Source organism: Caballeronia sp. 11_S32 (assembly GCF_056930355.1).
The window spans coordinates 757,492-772,121 of sequence record NZ_JBXOWH010000004.1 but is presented as its reverse complement, the minus strand read 5'-3'; the positions used below and the strand labels follow the sequence as shown (position 1 = coordinate 772,121).

Annotated in this window: 17 protein-coding genes; 3 read left to right on the top strand and 14 right to left on the bottom strand. The window is 62.3% G+C overall.

Annotated elements, in window-relative coordinates:
* The first annotated feature begins 91 nt into the window (after positions 1 to 91).
* Together AC1Z32_RS29660 and AC1Z32_RS29655 are read left to right on the top strand one after the other, a co-directional pair.
* Positions 92 to 1,000 (top strand): LysR family transcriptional regulator, encoded by a 909-nt coding sequence (locus AC1Z32_RS29660; protein WP_483482397.1) that lies wholly within the window; start codon positions 92 to 94, stop codon positions 998 to 1,000.
* Between the two features lie 42 nt (positions 1,001 to 1,042).
* On the top strand, positions 1,043 to 1,531 hold the full coding sequence (locus AC1Z32_RS29655; RefSeq protein WP_483482396.1) for a nucleoside deaminase: 489 nt from the start codon (positions 1,043 to 1,045) through the stop codon (positions 1,529 to 1,531).
* Here AC1Z32_RS29655 and AC1Z32_RS29650 read toward each other — a convergent pair.
* From AC1Z32_RS29650 to AC1Z32_RS29585, 14 genes are all read right to left on the bottom strand, one after another.
* Positions 1,525 to 2,265, bottom strand: a complete 741-nt coding sequence (locus tag AC1Z32_RS29650) for a DUF429 domain-containing protein (RefSeq protein ID WP_483482395.1) — start codon at positions 2,263 to 2,265, stop codon at positions 1,525 to 1,527. The two genes, AC1Z32_RS29655 and AC1Z32_RS29650, sit on opposite strands and share 7 nt — an antisense overlap.
* Positions 2,266 to 2,292: 27 nt before the next feature.
* Complete coding sequence (gene catC, locus AC1Z32_RS29645; RefSeq protein WP_483482394.1) at positions 2,293 to 2,583, bottom strand: muconolactone Delta-isomerase; 291 nt, start codon at positions 2,581 to 2,583, stop codon at positions 2,293 to 2,295.
* Positions 2,584 to 2,644: 61 nt separating this feature from the next.
* Positions 2,645 to 3,553, bottom strand: a complete 909-nt coding sequence (gene catA, locus AC1Z32_RS29640) for a catechol 1,2-dioxygenase (RefSeq protein WP_483482393.1) — start codon at positions 3,551 to 3,553, stop codon at positions 2,645 to 2,647.
* Between the two features lie 42 nt (positions 3,554 to 3,595).
* Positions 3,596 to 4,753 carry a muconate/chloromuconate family cycloisomerase gene (locus tag AC1Z32_RS29635; RefSeq protein ID WP_483482392.1) on the bottom strand — a complete coding sequence of 386 codons (1,158 nt, stop codon included), beginning with the start codon at positions 4,751 to 4,753 and terminating at the stop codon, positions 3,596 to 3,598.
* Positions 4,754 to 4,930: 177 nt separating this feature from the next.
* Complete coding sequence (locus tag AC1Z32_RS29630; RefSeq protein ID WP_483482391.1) at positions 4,931 to 6,145, bottom strand: porin; 1,215 nt, start codon at positions 6,143 to 6,145, stop codon at positions 4,931 to 4,933.
* Between the two features lie 10 nt (positions 6,146 to 6,155).
* Complete coding sequence (locus tag AC1Z32_RS29625; protein ID WP_483482390.1) at positions 6,156 to 7,661, bottom strand: aldehyde dehydrogenase family protein; 1,506 nt, start codon at positions 7,659 to 7,661, stop codon at positions 6,156 to 6,158.
* 11 nt (positions 7,662 to 7,672) lie between these two features.
* On the bottom strand, positions 7,673 to 8,131 hold the full coding sequence (locus AC1Z32_RS29620; RefSeq protein WP_483482389.1) for a c-type cytochrome: 459 nt from the start codon (positions 8,129 to 8,131) through the stop codon (positions 7,673 to 7,675).
* On the bottom strand, positions 8,128 to 8,613 hold the full coding sequence (locus AC1Z32_RS29615) for a c-type cytochrome (protein WP_483482388.1): 486 nt from the start codon (positions 8,611 to 8,613) through the stop codon (positions 8,128 to 8,130). Before AC1Z32_RS29615 ends, AC1Z32_RS29620 begins: the two co-directional genes overlap by 4 nt.
* Entirely contained in the window at positions 8,610 to 9,131 is a 522-nt protein-coding gene (locus AC1Z32_RS29610) for a methylamine dehydrogenase light chain (protein WP_008353338.1), read from the bottom strand. The genes AC1Z32_RS29615 and AC1Z32_RS29610 overlap by 4 nt, the downstream gene beginning before the upstream one ends.
* Before the next feature lie 39 nt (positions 9,132 to 9,170).
* The gene (gene mauD / locus AC1Z32_RS29605) at positions 9,171 to 9,815 is read right to left on the bottom strand and encodes a methylamine dehydrogenase accessory protein MauD (protein WP_483482387.1); all 645 of its coding nucleotides are present in this window, start codon (positions 9,813 to 9,815) and stop codon (positions 9,171 to 9,173) included.
* Complete coding sequence (locus tag AC1Z32_RS29600; RefSeq protein WP_483482386.1) at positions 9,812 to 10,369, bottom strand: MauE/DoxX family redox-associated membrane protein; 558 nt, start codon at positions 10,367 to 10,369, stop codon at positions 9,812 to 9,814. The genes mauD and AC1Z32_RS29600 overlap by 4 nt, the downstream gene beginning before the upstream one ends.
* A 9-nt stretch (positions 10,370 to 10,378) precedes the next feature.
* Positions 10,379 to 11,536 carry an amine dehydrogenase large subunit gene (locus AC1Z32_RS29595; protein ID WP_483482385.1) on the bottom strand — a complete coding sequence of 386 codons (1,158 nt, stop codon included), beginning with the start codon at positions 11,534 to 11,536 and terminating at the stop codon, positions 10,379 to 10,381.
* Between the two features lie 221 nt (positions 11,537 to 11,757).
* Positions 11,758 to 12,699 (bottom strand): helix-turn-helix domain-containing protein, encoded by a 942-nt coding sequence (locus tag AC1Z32_RS29590; protein ID WP_483482384.1) that lies wholly within the window; start codon positions 12,697 to 12,699, stop codon positions 11,758 to 11,760.
* 179 nt (positions 12,700 to 12,878) lie between these two features.
* Positions 12,879 to 13,139, bottom strand: a complete 261-nt coding sequence (locus AC1Z32_RS29585) for a hypothetical protein (RefSeq protein WP_483482383.1) — start codon at positions 13,137 to 13,139, stop codon at positions 12,879 to 12,881.
* 16 nt (positions 13,140 to 13,155) lie between these two features.
* Between AC1Z32_RS29585 and AC1Z32_RS29580 the strand changes: the two genes are divergently transcribed.
* Positions 13,156 to 14,580, top strand: coding sequence for a spinster family MFS transporter (locus AC1Z32_RS29580; RefSeq protein WP_483482381.1), 1,425 nt, complete (start codon positions 13,156 to 13,158; stop codon positions 14,578 to 14,580).
* Positions 14,581 to 14,630: the final 50 nt, after the last annotated feature.

Here is a 14,630-nt window from a genome sequence, read left to right as displayed (position 1 = left end):
TGCATTGCTGTCATATTCGGCCGGTGAAGCCGTACAATCAATCAACGCCAATATTGGATGTGTTCTAATTTTCAGAACACTCGATACCGCCATGACGGACAAGCTCACCGACAGCCGCATCGTCTATTTCTTCGAGGCCGTGCGCTGCGGCACCATTCGCGCGGCGGCCGATTACCTCAACGTCGCGCCATCGGCGGTGAGCCGGCAGATCGGCCTGCTGGAGAAGGAGCTGGATGCGGCGCTCGTCGAACGGCACGCGCGCGGTGTGAAGCCGACCGAGGCCGGGCAATGCGTGATCGAATACTTTCGCGAGCAGCTCGCGCATCGCGACGACTTGCTTTCGCGCCTGCAAGAATTGCGCGGCTTGCGCACGGGCCAGGTGAACATCGTCCTCGGCGAGGGCTTCGTGTCCGATCTGCTCTCAGGGCCGATGCAGCAGTTCTGCAAGCAGTACACCGGCATCAAGGTCAATCTCGATCTCGGCGGCACCAATGACGTGATCCGCAAGATTTCAGAAGACGAAGGCGAGATCGGTCTCGTCTACAACCCGCCGCAGGAGCCGAAGCTCGTGTCGCGCGCGATCAAGCGTCAGCCGATGATGGCGATTGTCGGCGCGAACTTTCCGCGCAAGGAGCGCAAGTCGATGACGGTGCAGGAACTCGCGCAATATCCGCTCGCGGTGACGCACGCTTCATACGGCACGCGGCAGATGCTGCAGGCGGTCGAATATGCGGAGAAGCTGCGGCTCGATCCCGTCGTGACGACGAACTCCATCGCCATACTCAAGCAGTTCGTGAAGTCGGGGCTCGGCATCACGGTGCTGCCCGCGTTCGCGGTGACGAGCGAGATCGAAGCGGGCGATCTCTTCGCGATCGAAATCGGTCACCCGATTCTCGCCGATGCCGAAGCGCATCTCGTCACGCGCGCGGGACGCCGGCTGTCGGTGGCATCGAACAAGATGCTGCAACTGATGACTGCGCAGATGCGGGCGTTTCGCTAGTCCGCTAACATCGTGTCGGCACACAAACAAGGAGGACAAGGCATGATCGACGATACCGACAAGAAGCACCTCATCCGCTGCATCGAACTGGCGCAGGAAGCGCTCGACGACGGCGACGAGCCCTTCGGCTCGATGCTCGTCGCGAAGGACGGGCGCGTGCTGTTCGAAGACCGCAATCGCGTGAGCGGCGGCGATCATACGCGGCATCCTGAGTTCGCGATTGCGAAATGGGCCGCGGAGAACGTGCCCGAGGCCGAGCGCAAGGACGCGGTCGTGTATACGTCCGGCGAGCATTGCCCGATGTGCTCGGCCGCGCATGCATGGGTCGGCCTGGGACGCATCGTGTATGCGGCGTCGACGGAGCAGTTCACGCGCTGGCGGGCGGAACTCGGCGCGAAGCCGGGGCGCGTGCGTCCGTTGGCGATACGGGACGTGATCGACGATACGGTCGTCGATGGCCCTGTCGAGGCATTCGCCGAACGCGTGAAAGCGCTGCACGTGGCGCACTATCGCAAGACGAGCGCTCAATAGCAAATTGACATGGGAAGGCCGGCGGCATCGGTCTCGATCGCATCGGGAAGACGGCACGCTTGTCCTGCCGCGATGCGGCGCGCGGTCCATAGCACGGCGAAGGCGTCGAGCACGTCGTCGCGTGAAGCTTGCGCGGGTTTGCGCGCGGACAGCGCCGTGTCGATCGCGCTGCCGAAACATTGCACGAGCAACGCGTGACGCAATGCAAATCCCGGCGCATGCGCCTTGCTTTCCCGCAGGCCGTGCGGCGGTCCGCCCTGTTCCATCCGCAAACGCATGAAAGCCAGCTCGGGATGCACTTCGAATACGCGTGCTGATGCATCCGTGCGCGTGCGCAATATGTCATCGACTTGCGCGATCTTGTTGCGGATGTGAAAGGCCTGAATCGAAATCCGTTTTCCTGATTCGGCTCGATTGATCTCGCAAGCCTCGCTGTACGTTAGTGCCGCGAGCGCCGCGCGAACCGGCGGCGAAAAGACGGAGCTTGCGCGCGGACGCCCGAGCAGTTTGCGTGCAAGCGCATCGCAGGCGCGCGCGCCGTTTGCCGCGAGACCGATCGGGATATCGACGGCCACAATGGCATTGGCGCGTTCCCTTTCGAGCAGTTCTTCGAAGCGGCTGACGACGCTCGTCGTGATGTCTCCCGTGCGCGCGCACTGCCTCACGGCAAACCAGCCGCCCTTGCAGCCATCGACGCCCAGCAGATCGGCGTGTGCAGTGAGTTCATCGTTCATGTCGCGATCGTATCAACGATCGCGGGATCACGCGTCCCCTTCCCTCACTGAAGAGGCATGCCGGCAGAGCGCCGTGACTTCCATCGACATATAGGGAAACAAGGGCAGACGGCTCAGCACATCATGCAAATGTGCGGGGCTTTCGACATCGAAGATGCTGACGTTCGCATAGCGTCCCGCGACGCGCCAAAGATGCCGCCATACGCCTTCGCGCTGTAGCTGCTGCGCCATTGCCTTCTCTTGCGCCTTGAGTTCGTCGGCGCGCGCGCTTGCCATATCGTGCGGCAAATGGACCGTCATTTCGACGTGAAACAGCATGTTCGCTCCAGAAGTTGTTCGACGCTCCGCCGTCGCCGGCGAAGCCATGACAAATGACCGATCAGACCGCAGCGCGCACGCGCTCCACTTCCGTGCCCGGCACATCATCGCGTTCGCTGCAAAGCGTGAAGTCGAAATCGATCAGCGCGAAGCGCCCTTCCACGCCATACGGCTTGCCTTCCGCGCCTTCCGCTTTCTTCACTTCGGGCACGAGTCCATCGCGCGTGGCGAAAGCGAAGTCGTCCCACAGATACGGATCGCCGTCGATATTGATCTGCGTCGTCAGCTTGCGATAACCCGGCGCCGACACGAAGAAATGAATATGCGCGGGACGATGTCCATGACGTCCGAGCTGATCGAGCAATTGCTGCGTCTTGCCGCCGGGCGGCACGCTATACCCCACAGGCACGACGCTCGTGAACGCGTAGTTCCCTTGGCTATCGGTGCGGATCGAGCGGCGCAGATTGAATGCGGACTGTGACTTGTCGAAGTACGAGTAGTTGCCGAGATGATTCGCGTGCCACACTTCGACGAGCGCATTCGCGAGCGGCGTGCCGTCCTCCGTCAGCACGCGGCCGCGCATCACGAGCGTTTCGCCGGGGCTCGTGCCGTCGTCGAGGCGCGCGTGCCCCACGGATTCCGGCGCGCCCGCCACATAGAGCGGCCCTTCGATCGTGCGCGGCGTGCCGCCTTCGAGACCGGCCTTCGCTTCCTTTTCGTCGAGACGCGCATCGAGGAAGTGCTCGAAACCGAGGCCCGCCGCGATCAAACCGAACTCGCCGTTCTGGCCCGTTTCGCCGAGATAGTTCAGCGCGGCCCAGAATTCGCCCGGGGTCACGTCGAGGTCTTCGATCGTGTAGAAAAGATCGCGCACGATGCGGTTCACGATCGTCTTCGTGCGCGCATTGCTTTCGTTCGTGGCGCTCTCGTTGATCTTTTGCAGCAGCGCGTCGATGGTTTCTCGGTTCATTGCAATGTCTCCGTGAGTCGGTATGTGTGGGGGTTGCGTGTATCAGTTCATTGCGATGCTTGCGCCGCGTTTCGAATCCCGGCGCAGGCGCTCGATGCGTTCCCAGTCGAGCGTGATGCCGAGCCCCGGCCCTTGCGGCAAATGAAGCGCGAAGTTCTCGTAACGCAAGGGTTCGGTGAGAATATCCTCGGTGAGCAGGAGCGGCCCGAATAGCTCCGTGCCCCAGCGCAATGCGCCGAACGTGCTGAACAGTTGCGCCGATGCGATCGTGCCGATCGCGCCTTCGAGCATCGTGCCGCCATAGAGATCGATGTTCGCGGCCCGCGCGATCGATGCGACGCTCGCCGCGCCCGTCAATCCGCCCGATTGCGCGATCTTCACCGCGAAGACATGGGCCGCGCGCGTGCTCGCGAGCGCGAAGGCATCGGCGGGGCCGTGAAGCGCTTCGTCGGCCATGACGGGCACGTGCGCGAGATCCGTGAGACGCTTGAGCCCCGCATGATCGTTCGCGGCGATGGGCTGCTCGATCAAGCCGACGCCCGCGTCCGCGAAACGCTTCGCGGCCCATACGGTCTCGCTCTCGCTCCATGCCTGGTTCACATCGACGCGCACGTCGCCGCGATCGCCGAGCGCCTGCTTGATGGCGATCACATGCTTCACGTCATCGGCGAGGGCGCGCGTGCCGATCTTCAGCTTGAACACGCGATGCCTGCGTCTTTCGAGCATCTCTTCGGCTTCGTCGATATCGCGTCCCGTCTCGCCGCTCGCGAGCGTCCACGCAACATCGAGGCGATCGGTCACCCGTCCGCCGAAAAGCTCCGACAGCGGCACGCTCAGGCGCTGCGCTTGTGCATCGAAGAGCGCGGTCTCGAGCGCGCACTTCGCGAAGCGATTGCCTTGAAAGAGGTCGCGAACCTTCGCCATCGCCGCGCCCGGGCGGCTTGCGTCCACGCCCTTCAACAAGGGCGCGAAATACGTATCGATGTTGGCCTTGATGCTTTCAGGACTTTCCTCGCCATAAGCGAGTCCGCCGATGGTCGTGCCTTCGCCGCATCCCACGATGCCGTCGGCGCACATCACGCGCACGATCACGAGCGTCTGGCAGTTCATGGTGGCGACCGACAGGCGGTGCGGGCGAATCGTCGGCACATCGACGAGCATCGTTTCGATCTTTTCGATGCCGATGAGAGGGAATGACACGAATGCGTCTCCGGTTCGTTGGTTCTGCAACGAAATTAAACGACGCACTTATATCGGTCAAATCAATCATATATGGCGTTGCGCATCCATCAGATCGATTTGAAGAAACGGCTGCCCAAGCGAAAAAGCCCGGCGGGGAATCATCCCGGCCGGGTTCAAGCACGCCCTCGGAAATACTTAGAAGTTATGCCGTATGCCGAGCGTCACGGACAATTGGCGATCGCTGTTCGAATTGGGCAGATTGGGAATCTGCGCGTAATTGGCCGGGCCGCCCGTCGCGGGATCGATGCCGAGTCCCGTGCCCACCGCCTTCTGCATGATCGCGACACCATACAGCGCGGTGCGCTTGGACAGCGCGTAGTTCGCGCCGAGGTTCACCTGATGAAAGCGAGTCGATGAACCGCCATCCGGCTTCGCATTGTTATAGATGTAGGCGAGCCCCAGTTGCAGGAAAGGCGTGGCCGCATACGTCAGGTTCACTTCACCGATATCGAACGCGATGTTGCGGCCCTGCGGATTGGCGCTATCGGCGAAGTACTGGCTAAGCTCCAGACGGCTATGCGTATAAGTAAGCGCGATGGTCGCCGGCCCTATCGCATACGATGCGCCCGCGCCATACGCCTTCAACGCTTCGGCATTCTGCAACTGGCAAAAGAGCGCCGACGGATTGGAGCAGGCGAAATCGCCGATATAGCCGTTGGCGCCGCCCAAAGCCGCATCGAGCGGATTGCGCAGGTTCAGATAGCCCGCGCTGATGGAGACCGGCAAGCGCGTATAAGCCGCGGCAATCGAATAGCCGCGCCTTTGCGCGAAATCGCCCGCCACACCGCCGAGACTATACGTGCCGCCGAGCGAGAAACCGTTCCAGTCCGGGCTCGTGTACTTGATCGCGTTGTTGAAGTTGAACGCCTCGTTCAGATTGTCCACGTCGCCGATGTGCGAGCCGTAGAGCGTCGCCCACGAATTGCTCGACACGTAGACGCCAAGGAAATCCGAATACGAATCGTATTGGCGCCCGAACGACAGCGTGCCGAATTGCTCTTGCGCGAGGCCGACCCAGGCCTGACGATTGAACAGCGCTCCGCCCTGAACAAAGCCTCCGCTGCCCGTATAGAAGCTGTTCTCCACATTGAATTTCGCTTGCAGGCCGCCGCCCAGATCTTCCACGCCGAGCAGGCCGAAGCGTGAAGGTACGAGATTGCCACCCGAGAACGCGAAGTTATGCCCCGAACCAACGCTGCCGTCCGCGTTGGTGATTTGCTGATTGCTCGTGTAGGTCAGCCCGGCATCGACGGTGCCGTACAGCGTCACCGTGCTTTGCGCCGACGCGCTCGCGCATACCGCGAGCGCCGCCGTCGACATCAGCTGACGCGCGATCGTTCTAGTTATCATGCGAGCGTCCTCATGCGTAGTTGATCAGCACCGACTTGGTTTCGGTGTACATGTCGATCACCGCGCGTCCCAGTTCGCGCCCGAAGCCCGATTGCTTGAATCCGCCGAAGGGCATCGCGTTGTCGAGCAGCGAGTGGCAGTTCACCCAAACCGTGCCCGCCTTGATGCGCGGCACGAGCTTATGGATCGCAGAGAGATTGTTCGACCAGATGCTCGCGCCGAGTCCATACGGTGTGTCGTTCGCCTTCGCAACCACGCTGTCGATATCGCTGAACGGCATCGCGACGAGCACGGGCCCGAAGATCTCCTCGCGCACGACCTTCATCGAATGATCGGTATCGACGAGCACGGTCGGCTTCACGAAGAAGCCCGCGCCTTCCTTGCGCGCACCGCCCGCGATTGCACGTGCGCCTTCGTCGCGGCCCGCTTCGATATAGCCGAGCACGCGATCCATCTGCCTCGCGGAGACGAGCGGCCCGATCTGCGTCGATGCATCGAGGCCCGGCCCCATCGGCAAGGATTGCGCGATCGCGGCGACGCGCTCCATCACGCGGTCGAAGACTTTATCGTGCACATAGACGCGCGAGCCCGCCGTGCAAACCTGCCCCGAGTTGAAGAAGATCGCATTCGCGACGCCTTCCGCCGCCTTGTCGATATCGACATCGGGCAGCACGATCACCGGCGACTTGCCGCCCAGCTCCAGCGACATGCGCGTCATGTTGTCGAGCGCCGCATGACCGATCGCCTTGCCGGTCGGCGTCGAGCCCGTGAAGGCAATCTTGTCGATGCCGGGATGACGCGCGAGCGCCGCGCCCGCCGTGCGGCCGAGGCCCGTGACGACATTGACGACGCCCTTCTCGATGCCCGCCTCCTCGATCAGCATCGCGAGACGCAATGCGGAGAGCGGCGTATCTTCGGCGGGCTTGAGCACGACGGTGCAGCCCGTGGCGAGCGCGGGCGCGAGCTTCCACGAAGCCATCAGCAGCGGAAAATTCCACGGAATGATCGCGCCGACGACACCCACCGCTTCCTTGCGCGTATAGCCGAAGAAATCATTCGACGGGCTATAGGGAATCGATGCCTCCAGCGTGCTGCCTTCTATCTTTGTCGCCCAGCCCGCCATATAGCGGAAGCATTGCGCAGCCATCGATACATCGAGGCCCTGCGCGACCGTCACGGGCTTGCCGTTGTCGAGCGATTCGATTTCCGCGAGCTCGCGCGCATTCGCTTCGATCAGATCCGCGACGCGCAGAAGCAGACGCTCGCGATCGGTCGGCTTCATGCGCGACCATGCGGAATCGTCGAATGCGCGGCGTGCGGCGAGCACCGCGCGATCCACATCGGCTTCATCCGCGCTCGGCACGCGTGCGAGCAATTCGCCATCGGCGGGATTGATCACGTCGAGCGTCGCGCCGCTTGCGCTTTGAACCCATGCGCCGTCGATCAACATCTTCTTCGCCGACGCGAGAAACGCGCGCGTCGAATCGAGCATCGCGAGATGCTGGCTGTCATTCATTGTGCTGTCTCCTAGTAATGTTCCGGGACGGCGTTCACGCCGTTCTCCTGCAATTCCTTCACGAGCTTCGTGCGCGTGCGCGCAACATCGGTGAGCGCGGGACGCCGATGCGCCGCGATCTCCTCCGCCGTATAAGGCTTGAACGATGCGGGCCGCGACTGCTCGTTCATCGTCACGAGCAGCCAGTTCAGGACATTGGCGAGCTCCGCGTCGCTCAATGCCGAATTGGCCGCGCCGGGCACGCGCATCACGAACTGGCGGCCTTCGGGAAGCGAAACGAAATGCCCGAGCGACTCGCGCAACGCGGGCACCTTGCCCGGAATGCCCGAGCCATCGGCCGTGTGGCATCCCATGCAGTTGAGCACCCAGTCCTGACGCGCCCGTGCCGCGTCGTACGCTTGCGCCTGCGATGCGGCCGCCATCGACAGCGCGGCGAGCATCGCGGCGACGAGGGCCGCGCGCGGCTTCATAGCCCGAGGCCCTTCACGACCGCATCGCGCCGCTGATGCACGGCGGTCTGATCGAGCGGAGCCGCGCGCCAGGCCTTGACCTCGACGGCGTCGAAGGGCTTGGCCGAACCGTGCTGCGCGTTCAGATCGAAGACGACGTAATTCAGCACGTCGGCGATCTCTTCATCGGAGAGCGATGCGAAGCTCGGCATCTTGAAGTTGTAGCTCTTCTCCTTGACCTTGATCGGCCCGAACATGCCGTAGATCACGGTATGTCCGAGTTGCGCACGGCCATCGGGCGAACCCGCATATTTGCCGGGATACTCGACGAGCGGCGGCGCGAGACCGTCCATGCCCTTGCCGCCCGCCTGATGACAAACGGCGCACTTGCCATCGAACGTGGACTTGCCGCCGGGGTAATGCACCGTTTGCGCGAACGAGCCGGAAGCGAGGCTCATCGCGCCGGCGGCGAACGCCGCCATCCATACACTTGCAGTCTTCATTGCGTTGCCGCTCCCAACAGGACCGATACCGAGCAGTGGTAGTTCGAATTGCCGTTCGCCATGCACCAGTTGATGTCGTTATTGAGCGAGAGCTTGTAGAGCGGCTTTTCGCGTTCGTTGCGATTGCAGAAGCAGCGTCCGCAACTCGTCTTGCCGCAGCAGTCGTTGTACGAGACGATGTAGTCAGACCCGTCATGCGGATTGCGGCAGGTGCCGATCCACGTGATCGGCGAAGGCGTCGTGCCCGGCGGGCAACTGCTCGACGTGCCGCCGCAGCAGCTGCAGAGCCAGCCGTCGATTGCGCAATACTTCCAGTAGTCGCAGCTCGTCGGGTCATCGCTTGCCGATGAACCCGGCTTCTTCGGCTCCGTCGCGTATGCGGTGCGATCCACCGGCAGGAGCGGCACCATCGCCGATCCGACCAATACCTTGCCGAGCTTCGCCATCGCGCTGCGCCGCGAACTGCGCTGCGCGACGCCGCGCGCCTTATGTTCGAAGAATGAATCCAGCCATTTCATGGACGCTCACCTGTATGAATGAATGATTTATTGGCGTCTTCAGGCGTGCTGCCCGACCTGGCCCTGATGTTCGTGATGCTCGTGATCGTCGTGCTTGCCATGGACGAACTCCTGCAGCGACGCGACACCACGCTCCTTTGCTTCGAACAGGCTTTCCAGATGTTCACGCGTATTCACGAGGCCCTTGGCGCGGACCTTGCCTTCTTCGTCGAGCAGAACCGCATAAGGCAGCTTGCCGATCTGATAAGAAAGGCCGAGCTCTTGCGACAGCACATACGGGTATTGCGAAAGACCGGACTTGCGATAGAACGCGGAGTGTTCTTCGAATTCGCCATCGCTTGCGAGCACGATGTCGACCGAGCCTTCGCGCGCCTGGATCGACGGCAGCAAGGGCAGCAGCTTCTTGCAGACCGGGCATGTCGGCGAAAGGAAGAAGACGAGCGTGTTGCGCTTCGAATTCGACAGACCGCCCACCTTCACCGCGCGGCCGGCGATATCGCCGAGCTCGAACACCGGTGCAATGGCGCCGACTGCCGGGCCCTTGTCGATCATCAGTGCGCCCGCGGGCATCATGCGTTCATAGAGAATGCCGACTTGGCGAACGAGTGCGAGACAGATCGCGCCGAGCGCGAGCAGTGCGGCCCACGACAGTGCGGCCGAAATCATCAGGGCGGTTTGCATCATGAATTCCTCAGAGAATCGAGCTTGGGAAGATTGACGAGCAGCACGTCGAGCGTGAACCACGCGGCGACGGCGAAAAGCGTGCAGGCGCCTGCGCTCAGATAGTCGAACCACATGAGCGCGCGGCCGGTTGCAGGAACGAGCGCGGCGGCGGCGAGCGCGGCCAGCATGAGCGCGCGCGCGACATGCCACCAGCCGATCGACTTCGGCGTGCGTTCCGATGCGCGCGCGGCGATGAAGCCGGAGCAGCCGCAATCGATATCGGTATGGCCGCGCAGCACGTTGATCGCGAGCGCCGCGCCGAAGAGCGTGAAGAGCGCGATCAGCACGATTGCGCCGGGCATGCGCGTATCGGCGAACAGCAAGCCGATCGCGCCCGCGGTTTCGAGCAGCGGAAACACGAACGACAAGGGCGTCACCGCAAACGACGGCAGCAGCGCGAACCCTTCGAGCGATGCGCGAAAACGCGACGGCTCGCGCCACTTGGGCACAGCGCTCGCGAGCGCGATGATCGTCGCGGACGCGATGCACACCATGAGAATGACTGGATCGATCATCGTGTCACCTCAAGGATTGAGCAGCAGCGTCGACGTCGTGCCGAGCTGCTTCTCGACGTGCTGGCGCTTGCCTGTCGTCGCATCCAGCACGACGAGGTCGGACGTCGGCGTGAGGCCGTAAAACAAGGGCTTTTCGTCGGTGCTCACCTGAATCGCGAGCAGCGGATCGATCTTCTGCTTCGCGAGATCCCAGCGCGCCACGCGCTTCTTGCTCTCTGTGTCGTAGACCCAGATCTCCGTGCCCGGCTCCTTGTGCGAGCCGTCCGGGCCCTTGTGCATCGCCACGTACAGGCGATGGTTCGCGACATGCAGCGCAGTCTGCTGCAAGCCGCCGGGACGCCAGCCTGCCTTGCGCTCCTGAGCGCTCAGCATGGACCACCACGCGCCGAACACCGGCGCATCGCCGGAAAAGTCGGCCGTGCGCACGTTGCCGTTGAAAGTCGTGAACACGTACTGGTTGCCGTCGCGCACCGCGTTGACGAACGCGGGGTCCTTGTCCACGTCGATGAACGCCTCGGAGAGCTTGCGGCTCGCTTCCTTGCCTGCCGCATCGAGCTTGATCGTGAGCGCCTTGCCGCTCTCGCACAGCGCGGAGAAGCGGTCGTTGCCGCTCGGGTACGCGAGCACGCAGCCGTCGGTGTCGATCTCGCCGACGACCTTCTTCGCGGCCGTATCGATCACAGTGACGGACGTCGACGGCGTGATGTTCGACACATACAAACGGCTGCCGTCTTGCGACAGGATCGTGTTGTAAGGCGTCGGCACTGCCTGACCGTGCTTGGCCGGGATTTCGATTTCACCGGTCACTTCGAGCGTCGTGTTGTCGATGATCTCGACCACGTCCGTGCGTGCGCCATGGCTGCCGCGCGCGAAGTACGTCGTCGCGACATAGCTCGTCTTGTGATCGGGCGAAATCGCGAAGCCCGGTGCAAAGCCGCCATCGATCTCGCCGATGAAGCGCTTCGTGTCGCCATCGAAGACGTGAACGCGTGCATCGGTCATGCTCGCGAACGACACGTCCGCCACGAACACGCGATGCGGGCTGAACGGCGGCACCTTCGCCACCGTCAGTTCTTCCGGCTTTTCGGCCGCGCCCGCGTGTGCCTGACACGCAAGCAGTCCATACAATAAGGCCCCCATCGCGGCGGCCAGCCGTCTCAGCTCCATCTGTGCTCCTCCTTGTTTATCGTCGAACTGACTCTAAAGATGACAATAAAAAAGAGCACTTCGGAACCGGCAGCGCGTGCGTGCCGAAATGGAGCATTCGAAAGGGAGCCGACAGAGACGCGCGCTCACGCGGCTCATCGAGCTCCATTTTTGAAAGGGAAATGCCGATTCGAGCCGCGCCGATGCGGCTTGCAATCGTCAGAAAGGGAATGCGCTTCGCTTCAGCGGGCGCGCAGCGTTTGAGAAGGAAGCTCGCCGAACAGGCTTTTGTAATCGCTCGCGAAATGGCCGAGGTTCGAGAATCCCCAGCGCATCGCGGCTTCGCGCACCGGCACTTCGCTTTGCGATGTCGTCGTCAGCAGGCGTCGCACCTGCGCGAGACGCACGGCGCGCAGATAACTTACCGGATTCATCTGCGTGACGGACTGAAAGCTGTTTTGTACGGTCCTGCGGCTCACGCGCAGCTTCTCGCACAGATCCAGAACCGAAATCGGCTGCTCGGGACGCGCAAGCACGAGATCATGCGCGCGCCGCACCACATCGGCGCGGCATGCATAAGTGAGGCGATCTTCGTGACTCGGAACGTGAAAGGTCAGCAGATCCAGAATGCTGTCCGTCACGGTCTGCGTGAAGCGATGCGCGCCATCGCCGGAAGAAAAGGGATCGGGGTCCGCGAGCACGGTCTCCACCGCCGCGATGATGCGCTTGCCCGCGCGTGCCCCAGCAACGCCGGGAATGCTCAGGACGTGCCGGTTGAGGATTTCGTCCTGGACATCGATGCCGGCCGCGTCGGCCGCCGCGGCGAGCAGTTTCGTATCGATCGCGATGCCGAGCATCGACATATCGGGCGGCGAGTGCAGGAGGAATTCTCTCGAGCCCGGCGCGACGACCAGTGCGTTCTCATCGACCCTTACGCCCTGAAACGAAAACGGCGCACCGCCGCCGAGCACGAGACCGAAGGTGACGAAACCCGCCGGCAATTGTCCACGCTGAACGATACGAACGTTCGCGGATTCCTGAAAAACCTGCACGCCAGCGACCGAAACCTGCTTCACCGTGCTGCGAAATGCGCCCCCGCCAACCTGGTCATAGCGCTGCTCCCAACCCGTCAGCGCGTGCGCGTGGCGGTCGGCATCCTCGAAGGTTTCATAATTGGCGTACATGCCCTCCTCCTACAACTTGCGTCGCCATCGATGCGACTGCTTATAGATTCTCGATTTTTTTGGCGTCAAGCTTTGTGATTGTTCTCGAATGTCGCGCGCTGCGCAATTCTAGGAATGCACGATTGAAAAACAATCGCGAGCGTGCGTAGGCGCCGGCATGATCGCACGCACTTCAGACATTACTTTAAGTCTGCATTCAACTGTCCATCGGGGCAAATCAGCCAAAAACGCATTCGTCGATAAAACCCGCTGATGCTGGTTTTACATTTGCCGCGCTGATAACCCGACACCTTTTCGGCGAATTTGACGCCGATATCCGTCGCATCGACACTGCCCGCCAGGCGAAAGCTTTCGAAAGCATCGGCAAGGAATCCACATCCGACTCGCATTCGCGCGGCGCTGGCCCGCGCGAATGCCCGCGCACGTCCAAAGACCAGCATTCATCGGAGACACACGATGCATTCCCCAAGCACCATGAAGCCAAACGGCAAACGCTATACGTACGAATGGTATGTCGTCGTGATCTGCATGCTGGCCTATGTATTTTCATTCATCGACCGCCAGGTGCTCGCGCTCATGATCGAGCCGATCAAGCGCGACCTGCATCTCACCGATACGCAATTCAGCCTGCTGCACGGCTTCGCGTTCTCGCTCTTCTACGCGGTGATGGGCATGCCTATCGCCTATCTCGCGGACCGTTTCGCGCGCCCGCGCATCATCGCGACAGGCATCGCGTTGTGGAGCATCGCAACGGCGGCGTGCGGCCTGAGCCAGAGCTTCGTGCATATGTTCGTCTCGCGCATGAGCGTCGGCGTGGGGGAAGCCGCCCTTTCGCCCGGAACCTATTCGATGCTCGCCGATTACTTTCCCAAGGAAAAGATGGGCCGCGCGGTCGGCATCTACTCGCTCGGCTCGTTCATCGGCGGCGGCATCGCGTTTCTCGTCGGAGGTTATGTGATCGCGCTGCTCAAGCACGCAAGCGTATTCACGCTGCCCGTCATCGGTGAAATACGCGCGTGGCAGCTCACGTTCTTTATCGTCGGCTTGCCAGGTCTGCTGGTCGCGTTCGTCTTCATGCTGACGGTGCGCGATCCCGCGCGCAAAGGGCTCGCGCAGGACGGCACGGGCAAGATCAGGCGTGTCGCGATGGGCGATGCGCTGCGTTTCATCGCGAGTCATCGCAAGACCTTTTTCTGCCATTACATCGGCTTCTCTTTCTATGCGATGGCGCTTTATTGCCTGATGGGCTGGACGCCCGCGTTCTATATGCGCCGCTTCGGCCTCACGCCGGTGGAGACGGGCTATATGCTCGGCATCGTGATGCTCGTCGCCAACACCACGGGCGTGTTCTGCGGCGGCTGGCTCAATGACTGGATGCTGCGACGCGGCCGCGCCGATGCACCGATGCGCGCCGCATGGATCGGCGCAGCGTGCATGCTCGTTCCGGCTATCGCCTTCACGCAGACCTCGAGCCTCAATGCATCGCTCGCATGGCTCGTCGCGGCGATGTTCTTCGCTTCGTTCCCGCTTCCGACATCCGCCGCCGCGATGCAAGCGCTCGCGCCCAACCAGATGCGCGCGCAGATCTCAGCGATGTTCCTGCTCGTGTCGAACCTGATCGGGCTGGGGCTCGGCACGACGCTCGTCGCGCTCATCACCGACAAGGTGTTCGGCTCGCCGCTCGCGGTCGGCCATTCGATGGCCGTCATCAACGCCGTGGCGATCGTGCTTGCCGTGCTGCTGCTCTTCATCGGGTGCAGGCAGTATCGATCGAGCCTGGATCGAGAAGCGCGTGAAGCGCGCGTCACGCTCGATGTCGTGGACACACGTGAGAACGTGCCCGATGATATCCACGGAATTGATGCCAACCGCGCTTTTTAATCTATTTTGCTTATCCGACGCGGGACGCTACGCTCGACGCATCGTCCCTC

Excerpts from the sequence above, each read along its gene's own strand:
- AC1Z32_RS29660 (WP_483482397.1), top strand. The coding sequence starts at position 92 with ATGACGGACAAGCTCACCGACAGCCGCATCGTCTATTTCTTCGAGGCC.
- AC1Z32_RS29655 (WP_483482396.1), top strand. The coding sequence starts at position 1,043 with ATGATCGACGATACCGACAAGAAGCACCTCATCCGCTGCATCGAACTG.
- AC1Z32_RS29650 (WP_483482395.1), bottom strand. The coding sequence starts at position 2,265 with ATGAACGATGAACTCACTGCACACGCCGATCTGCTGGGCGTCGATGGC.
- catC (WP_483482394.1), bottom strand. The coding sequence starts at position 2,583 with ATGCTGTTTCACGTCGAAATGACGGTCCATTTGCCGCACGATATGGCA.
- catA (WP_483482393.1), bottom strand. The coding sequence starts at position 3,553 with ATGAACCGAGAAACCATCGACGCGCTGCTGCAAAAGATCAACGAGAGC.
- AC1Z32_RS29630 (WP_483482391.1), bottom strand. The coding sequence starts at position 6,145 with ATGATAACTAGAACGATCGCGCGTCAGCTGATGTCGACGGCGGCGCTC.
- AC1Z32_RS29625 (WP_483482390.1), bottom strand. The coding sequence starts at position 7,661 with ATGAATGACAGCCAGCATCTCGCGATGCTCGATTCGACGCGCGCGTTT.
- AC1Z32_RS29620 (WP_483482389.1), bottom strand. The coding sequence starts at position 8,131 with ATGAAGCCGCGCGCGGCCCTCGTCGCCGCGATGCTCGCCGCGCTGTCG.
- AC1Z32_RS29615 (WP_483482388.1), bottom strand. The coding sequence starts at position 8,613 with ATGAAGACTGCAAGTGTATGGATGGCGGCGTTCGCCGCCGGCGCGATG.
- AC1Z32_RS29610 (WP_008353338.1), bottom strand. The coding sequence starts at position 9,131 with ATGAAATGGCTGGATTCATTCTTCGAACATAAGGCGCGCGGCGTCGCG.
- mauD (WP_483482387.1), bottom strand. The coding sequence starts at position 9,815 with ATGATGCAAACCGCCCTGATGATTTCGGCCGCACTGTCGTGGGCCGCA.
- AC1Z32_RS29600 (WP_483482386.1), bottom strand. The coding sequence starts at position 10,369 with ATGATCGATCCAGTCATTCTCATGGTGTGCATCGCGTCCGCGACGATC.
- AC1Z32_RS29595 (WP_483482385.1), bottom strand. The coding sequence starts at position 11,536 with ATGGAGCTGAGACGGCTGGCCGCCGCGATGGGGGCCTTATTGTATGGA.
- AC1Z32_RS29590 (WP_483482384.1), bottom strand. The coding sequence starts at position 12,699 with ATGTACGCCAATTATGAAACCTTCGAGGATGCCGACCGCCACGCGCAC.
- AC1Z32_RS29585 (WP_483482383.1), bottom strand. The coding sequence starts at position 13,139 with ATGCTGGTCTTTGGACGTGCGCGGGCATTCGCGCGGGCCAGCGCCGCG.
- AC1Z32_RS29580 (WP_483482381.1), top strand. The coding sequence starts at position 13,156 with ATGCATTCCCCAAGCACCATGAAGCCAAACGGCAAACGCTATACGTAC.